This window comes from Schlesneria sp. (assembly GCF_036405755.1).
In the GTDB taxonomy this organism is placed as follows: domain Bacteria; phylum Planctomycetota; class Planctomycetia; order Planctomycetales; family Planctomycetaceae; genus Schlesneria; species Schlesneria sphaerica.
On record NZ_DASWWZ010000344.1, the window covers coordinates 1 to 6,960 of the forward strand.

General features: G+C 56.0%; 6 protein-coding genes. 5 read left to right on the plus strand and 1 reads right to left on the minus strand.

The annotated features are described in order from the left end of the window. Positions 1–295: 295 nt before the first annotated feature. Positions 296–1,303, minus strand: coding sequence for a 6-bladed beta-propeller (locus VGE80_RS11810; RefSeq protein ID WP_373651147.1), 1,008 nt, complete (start codon positions 1,301–1,303; stop codon positions 296–298). A 494-nt stretch (positions 1,304–1,797) separates the two neighbouring features. Between VGE80_RS11810 and VGE80_RS11815 the strand changes: the two genes are divergently transcribed. From VGE80_RS11815 to VGE80_RS11835, 5 genes are all read left to right on the plus strand, one after another. Then, positions 1,798–3,291, plus strand: coding sequence for a DUF1501 domain-containing protein (locus VGE80_RS11815; RefSeq protein WP_373651148.1), 1,494 nt, complete (start codon positions 1,798–1,800; stop codon positions 3,289–3,291). 204 nt (positions 3,292–3,495) lie between these two features. Beyond that, positions 3,496–3,981 (plus strand): HugZ family pyridoxamine 5'-phosphate oxidase, encoded by a 486-nt coding sequence (locus VGE80_RS11820; protein WP_373651149.1) that lies wholly within the window; start codon positions 3,496–3,498, stop codon positions 3,979–3,981. A gap of 534 nt (positions 3,982–4,515) precedes the next feature. After that, entirely contained in the window at positions 4,516–5,112 is a 597-nt protein-coding gene (locus VGE80_RS11825) for an FHA domain-containing protein (protein WP_440592809.1), read from the plus strand. A 206-nt stretch (positions 5,113–5,318) separates the two neighbouring features. Continuing rightward, positions 5,319–6,260, plus strand: coding sequence for a hydroxymethylbilane synthase (gene hemC / locus VGE80_RS11830; RefSeq protein WP_440592810.1), 942 nt, complete (start codon positions 5,319–5,321; stop codon positions 6,258–6,260). A gap of 98 nt (positions 6,261–6,358) precedes the next feature. Continuing rightward, on the plus strand, positions 6,359–6,960 hold a 602-nt coding region (locus tag VGE80_RS11835; protein WP_440592811.1), incomplete at its 3' end, for a (Fe-S)-binding protein.

Below are 6,960 nucleotides of genomic sequence, written 5' to 3' on the forward strand. Positions count from 1 at the left end.
CGTCGACCGTGGGATCTGGTTGAGTGGGATCTGGCTGTTGCATTCGTGTGTGTGACGACTGCGCTGTCGAAACGACTTTGAATGGTGCTGGCCGGAGGTTCTACCGCGTTTGCTGGTGATCCTGTCGGAGTTGAAGAGGGCGATGCTCGATCGACCGACCGGGTCTCTTGGATGGAGGCGGAACTGAATCAGTTCTGAATGCAAAAAAAGGGGAGACTTGGTTGGTGTCTCCCCTTTTTGCGTCCTGATGACGGGCCTTCGATTGTGATGATTCACTCGTCGCGAGTGTCAATCACTATGGCTTGACCCGGACCAGCTTCATGATTCGTCCCGAGACGTTCCAATCCTGGACATAGAGGTTGCCGTCTTTGTCCCAGTAGGATCCGTGAGTACCGCTGAAGATCCCTTCGATCCATTCCGATTGCGGGATGTTGTAGTTGCCCCCTTTGGTGGGATCAGGATTATGACCCAGCACCGCCATGATGGTGTTGTTTTTGTCGAGGATCACGACTCGTCCGTGCAGATCAGGAACGGAGACGTAATCACCCTGCACGGCGGCTGACGTGGGCATCCCCAGCCCGGTCACGACTTCGCCGAGGAATTCTCCTTCGAGGTCGTAGTGGACGAGGCGGCCTTTGGGCTGGTGATTTCGATCGCAGATCAGCAGGCGGGGTGGTGAATAGCGGGTATCGAGTGTCATTCCGTGGGCCGTGTTGAACTCCTTGAGTTCGTTTCCTTTCACACCGAAGTGCTTCAGGTACTTGCCCGTTTTGTCGAACTTGAAAATGTGATTACTTGCGTAGCCGTCTGACAGGAAAATATCACCATTGGGAGCGACGGTGATCGCGGTCGGGCTGAATTTTTCGAGCTTCAGGCCTGACTCCTGAGGGAACGGCAGCTTCAGCACGATTGCGCCGGTTTCGGCGTTGAACTTGATCCCTTCGGCGTTGGCATTGCGAGCTGCGTAGATGTACTCGCCATCGGCTTCGTCACGAATTTCGATATCGTGCATGCGACTGTATTCATCGCCGATGAACCGGCGAATGACTTTCCCCTCGGGCGAGAAGACGAACAGACCCATATCCGCGCTGGTATAGATGTTTCCAGCTTTGTCGACGACGACGCCACCATGTGTCGGACCGATGGCAGACTTTCCATCCGGACCGAGGCCCCAACCGGGGACGGTTTCAAACGTCATCAGTCCGCAGCCCATGCGGACGGGATGAGGTTTGTCGGCGGCGAGAGCCGACAGCGTCAGACTCAATGATACAAGGCAGGCGAGGCCGAAACGAAAATACGTCACGATTCAAAACTCCTCTGGGTCGTCAAACTCTGTCCTGGAATGGTCGACAAAAAACAATGAGTAAGGCTCGAAGCAATTCTGCTCCCCGACGCCATTGAAGCAGATGAGCGTCACCTGACCTTGTGGGATCACACGACGGCCAGCTTCTTCCGGTTGTAACGATTTCGCGGGGAGCAAAGTGAGTTGTTCTACTGCGATGGAGGGGTTTGTTCAATTGGCGGGTAGCGAAATCGTTGAGGCGGATGGAACCGGACACGTTCACGCGGCCAGTCCGGACCGTTGCTGACCTGGGCTTCTGGCGACGAGTAACACGGCAGTCGCAGGCTTGATTAATCGTTCGCGATCGCGATGAGCCGTCAGCAAACGGCCGAACTTTCCGAAGGGGAAGAACTCTCCGCAAGTTGGCTCTTGCGGACTAGACTCGTTGTACGACAAAAAGAAGTGTAGAGTACATTCGACGTGCCACAGGACCGCGATGTTTGAGGACGCCTATCGTGTTGAATCTTCTTGGATCAGAAAAGCGACTCTGCAATGGAATGACTCGACGCGATCTCCTGCACATCGGGGGGATTGGAGCACTTGGACTCGGACTGAATTCACCACTTCCGCTCAGGGCTTCTGCGGGTGGAGTTTCTGACGCCAGGAATCCTGCCAAGTCGTGTATCTTCGTGTTTCTGTTCGGTTCGCCGCCGCAGCACGAAACGTTTGATCCCAAGCCGCTGGCCGCTGCTGAAATTCAGGGAGAGATGAAGGCGATCGACACGGCGGTGCCGGGGTTGCAGTTCTGCGAAGGCTTACCGCAAACGGCGCAGATCGCGGATCGACTGACCGTTGTGCGATCGATGACGCACGAGTACCCGATCCACTGCTGTGCTTATGTCATGACGGGAATGCCGACATACAGCATTCCGCTGGAGACGGCCCCGCGTGCACCGGAGCACTGGCCGTTCATGGGTTCGGTCATCGACTATCTGGACAGTCGACGGTTTGGGGAGCAATCCTCGACACTGCCTCGGAACATTGGTCTTCCCTGGAGATTCTGTTCAAAAGGGAGCTCCCCGCAGCAGGCGGGGCCCTATGCTTCCTTTCTGGGAGATCGCTACGACCCGTTCTGGTCCGATTTCACGGGCGAAGGAACTGTGGTTGTGCCCAAGCTGGCTGCAGAGCAGGTTGAAGACGTTCGCGACCCGCACGCGGGAATTTCAGTCGACGCCCGATTCCAATTGTCGCAGGGTTGCGAGTTACCGAGCGAACTCTCGACACGCCGATTCGACGCGCGCGTCCACCTGCTTCAGCAGTTCGATGCGTCTCGTCCGCTGATTGACCGGGCAGCCGCGATCGGGAATTACGACGCTCATCAGCAGCGGGCCATGTCGCTGATTGGATCGAATCGAATTCGTGATGCACTCGACGTGGCGCACGAGTCGCCCAACCTGCGAGCCCGCTATGGGATGAACCTGTTCGGCCAGTCGTGTCTTGCGGCCCGTCGTCTGGTAGAAGCGGGAGCCCGGTTCGTCTCGGTCTTCTGGGATCCGTTTGGACCGCATGGGGCATCCGTCTGGGACACGCACTCGAACCATTTCCCACGGCTGAAGAACTACCTGCTGCCCGTCTTCGATCAGGCGTACTCAGCCATGATTTCTGATCTGGAGGATCATGGACTGCTGGATGAAACCATGGTGATCTGTACCAGTGAGCATGGTCGAACTCCTCAAATTGATTCTGCTCCGGCAGGGGGTGCTCGTCATCATTGGTCACGAGCCTACTCGTCCGTGTTTGCGGGGGGAGGAATGGCCAGGGGGAAAGTGGTCGGCCAGACAAATTCCGTGGGCGGGGATGTGGTGGATACGCCGATTTCGCCCAAGGATATGCAGGCCACGATCTATCATCAGCTCGGTTACGATGAATCGACGACGATTCCCGATCAGCAGAATCGCCCTCATTCGATCGCCGGAAATGGACGCGTCCGGCATGAACTGCTGGGGTAAAGTGCAGACTCCCGGTGAGATGCGTGCTCAGTGGCACCGCCGTTCGTGGCAGTCTGTGATCAAATTGGGGGCACGCATGTGAGCCAGTTGATCCGGGAGCGATTGAATTCCGGTTGTCGCGTTCTATGGTATAATGTGGTTTGAGTCCGCCAGAGTGCTACTGGCGGCAAACGTGCTGTGCCATAGGACAAAGACTTGCAAGTGATGACCGACACATCGCCTCAGATGGAATTTGCTCAACTGATTCGATCGCAGCGTGTGGCTGCGATTGGAACATTGCGGGACGGGGCCCCGTTAGTCTCGATGGTACCGATTGTGGTGAGCGACGACTTTTCGTCCTATGTGATCCACATCAGTCGTCTCGCACTTCACACGCAGGACATTCTGGAAAATCCGCTGGTGGGACTGATGATCTCCGAGCCCGACAATGGATCAAAAGACCCGCAGGCACTGGCTCGGGTGTCGATCCAGGGCAAGGCCGTCATCGTTCCGAGGGATTCCGAAGAGTACGATCGACTGGCAGACCTGTATCTGCAGCGGTTCCCTGATTCGGCGATGACGTTCTCGCTCGGCGATTTCGAGCTTTATCGTATCGATGCGAAATCCGCTCGATTCGTGGCGGGATTCGGCAAGATCTATAATTTCGGACCATTGGACTTTCAAGAAGCCGCGAATTCCCCGCTCGAATGACGTGAGCGCTGATCGCAAGTTTCCTGATAATGAGAATCGTGGCAGGCAGACTACTGTGGGCTCCGGCAGACGCAGTAGTCTTGTCTTTCTTCGTTCGGTTTTCAGAATTGCCAGCGAACGCAACGCCCCCCGAAAAGCCCATGTCGAATCTGGCCGCGGATTTTGCCGAATTTGAGCGTTTTTCTTATTGGATGGCCTGTGGAGGGGCGGAATCGGCAGATTCCGTTGATGTCAGGGAGTACCCGCGTGACGATTTGAGTGGTAGAGTTCATTGGCCGTTTCCCGATGCGGCAGGTGAAATGGATTGAGCCGCGGTGATCCACAATTCCGTCTGAAGAAATCGGAAAACGGGTTTTCAACGGATAAGAACATCCCTATTATTGGAAAATTGGCCGTTCCGTTCGATACACGGCCTTGTAAATGGCTATGTGGTGCCTAAATAAGAGCATATTTGAATAGGTGATCGAGGTTCGATTCTTCGAGCGAAGGCGATACCTGCCAGTTTTATGATTTCAGGGGCGTGCGGAGTAACAAATGCCAGCTTTCCTGGTTCCCGTCGATCCCGGCCATTGCCTGATTCCGCTGGAGAAGGCCATTGTCCTGATAGGCCGACAGTCGGATTGTGATGTCTCTTTGACTCTCAGTCGCAAGATTTCTCGTAAGCACTGCTGCGTGGCCCAGGTCAACAAGAAATACGTGGTTCGTGATCTTGGCAGCACGAACGGCGTTTATCTGAATGGAACCCGAATCAAGAAAGAGGCGACGCTTTCGTTCGGCGATGATCTGATGATCGGCGACGTTCATTTTCGGATGCAGGCCGACGCCAAGTCGATCGTGAATCGAGCGAAACCGCCGGTACCAAGAACGCCTGAATCACAAACATTCGAAGAAGCCTCCAGCGAAGCGATCCCGCAGCAAGGACAGGGTGACCAGACCGCGCCTCCGAGCCTTGATATTCCCATTGCCCTTGCTGAGGGCAAGGAAGTTTTCGAGGTCGAAGAAACCAGTCTCAACAAGCAAGTGTCCCTTCGAAAAAAACGCGTTGACGATGTCATACCACTCAATGACGTGATACCGCTGGACAGTGATGAGGAAGAAGAGAACCTCATGCTTGCCTCAGACAATTTTTGACGAGAACTTTGGGGGCTTGTCGGGCAATGAGAAGCGTCTGACATTTCCTGTTGAGCTTCTTGTCATTGGCCTCACCTGATGAAGAGAGGCTGTCGCGGTCCGGCGGTCTTCCTGCAGTCGCTAACTGGTCGCCCCGCAACTAAGCTGTGACCGATGACGAATCGCAGCGATTTCTTTTCCCTTCCTGCTAACTGAAAATCCGAGCCTTGTCTTTTACTCGCCCCAAACTGCGAATTGCGACGCGCGCCAGTCAACTGGCCCTCTGGCAATCAAACTACATCGCGGGACTGATTCAGCAGGTTGCACCGCAGGTCAAGGTCGAACTGGTGCATGTCAGCACTGCCGGCGATCGGGACCAGACAGAGACATTGCAAGTCCTGGGAAGCTTCGGCGTCTTCACGCGCGAAGTTCAGACGGTTGTCCTGAAGGAACAGGTGGACATGGCCGTCCACAGCCTGAAGGATCTCCCCACGGATGGGCCTCCTGAGCTCACACTGGGGGCCGTTCCGACTCGTGGACTCACGCATGATGCCCTGATTCTTCCAGCAAATCAGACTGCCAGGCTGTCGCTGAAGGATCTTCCTCGCAATGCGCGAGTGGGGACCGGCAGCCCACGTCGTAAAGCGCAGCTTCGCTACCTGCGTCCTGATCTGCAGTTGTTCGAGATTCGGGGGAACGTGGATACGCGTTTGAAGAAGCTGGACGCCGGAGACTACGACGCCATCATCCTCGCTTCAGCCGGATTGACGCGACTCGGTTGGGCGGGACGGATCCATTCCGAGATTGCTCCCCCGTTCATGTACCCTGCTGTGGGGCAGGGGGCGGTAGGAGTCGAATGCCGGACGAACGACCATGAGCTGCGGGAATTGCTGCAGCAAATCACGGATCCGGTCACGATGGCGGCGGTGACCGCCGAACGGAGCCTGATGTCGAGTCTGCGGGCCGGTTGTCATGCCCCGCTGGGGGCGTATACGACGGTCTCAGATCAGACCATCCGGCTGGAGGCGGTCGTGTTGCCCGTTGATGGAAGTCAGCGGTGGATGGCATCGGCCACTTCTGAACTTGCTGAGGCGGAGGCATTAGGCCATCAGGTGGCGACTCTGCTGAAGGATCAGGGGGTTGACCGCGTGCTTCAAGCCCTGTCGTAACGCCGCCGAGTCCGAGTCAGTCGCTCTCATCTGCCTAAGCCATTATAATTCCGGGACGCTCTTTGTCCCGGAACGTTCGCGGTATTACAAAGCACCCCATGCCACAAGTCGCACTGTTCATTCCTTGCTACGTCGATCAGCTCTACCCCAAGGTTGCGATGGCAACGCTCCAGGTTCTAGAGCGGTTCGGATGTGACGTTGATTTTCCGGCTGCCCAGACGTGTTGCGGACAACCGATGGCCAATACGGGATGCGTGAACGACGCATTGCCTCTGGCTCAAAAGTTTGTCTCGATCTTTGCAGATTACGAATACGTGGTCTGTCCTTCGGGAAGTTGCACGGCGATGGTCCGACAGCACTATGGTGAGTTGCTGCATGACGACCCGGGGTATGCCCATGTCCGGCCAAAAACGTTTGAGTTGTGTGAATTCCTGACGGATGTCCTGAAGGTCAAGTCCATCAAGGGACGTTTCCCTCATCGAGTGGGATTGCACAATAGTTGTCACGGATTGCGGGAACTTCGTCTGGGCTCTTCCAGCGAAATGATCGTTCCTCGCTTCAACAAGGCGGGGCAGCTGCTGAAGGACCTCGAAGGAATTGAACTTGTCAGCTTGAAACGCCCCGACGAGTGTTGCGGATTCGGCGGGACGTTCGCTGTGGCAGAGGAAGCGGTCTCGTGCATGATGGGGCTTGACCGCAT

What these genes read in the sequence shown, in the direction of transcription:
- VGE80_RS11820 (WP_373651149.1), top strand. Translation starts at nt 3,496, where the DNA reads ATGACCGACACATCGCCTCAGATGGAATTTGCTCAACTGATTCGATCG.
- VGE80_RS11825 (WP_440592809.1), top strand. Translation starts at nt 4,516, where the DNA reads ATGCCAGCTTTCCTGGTTCCCGTCGATCCCGGCCATTGCCTGATTCCG.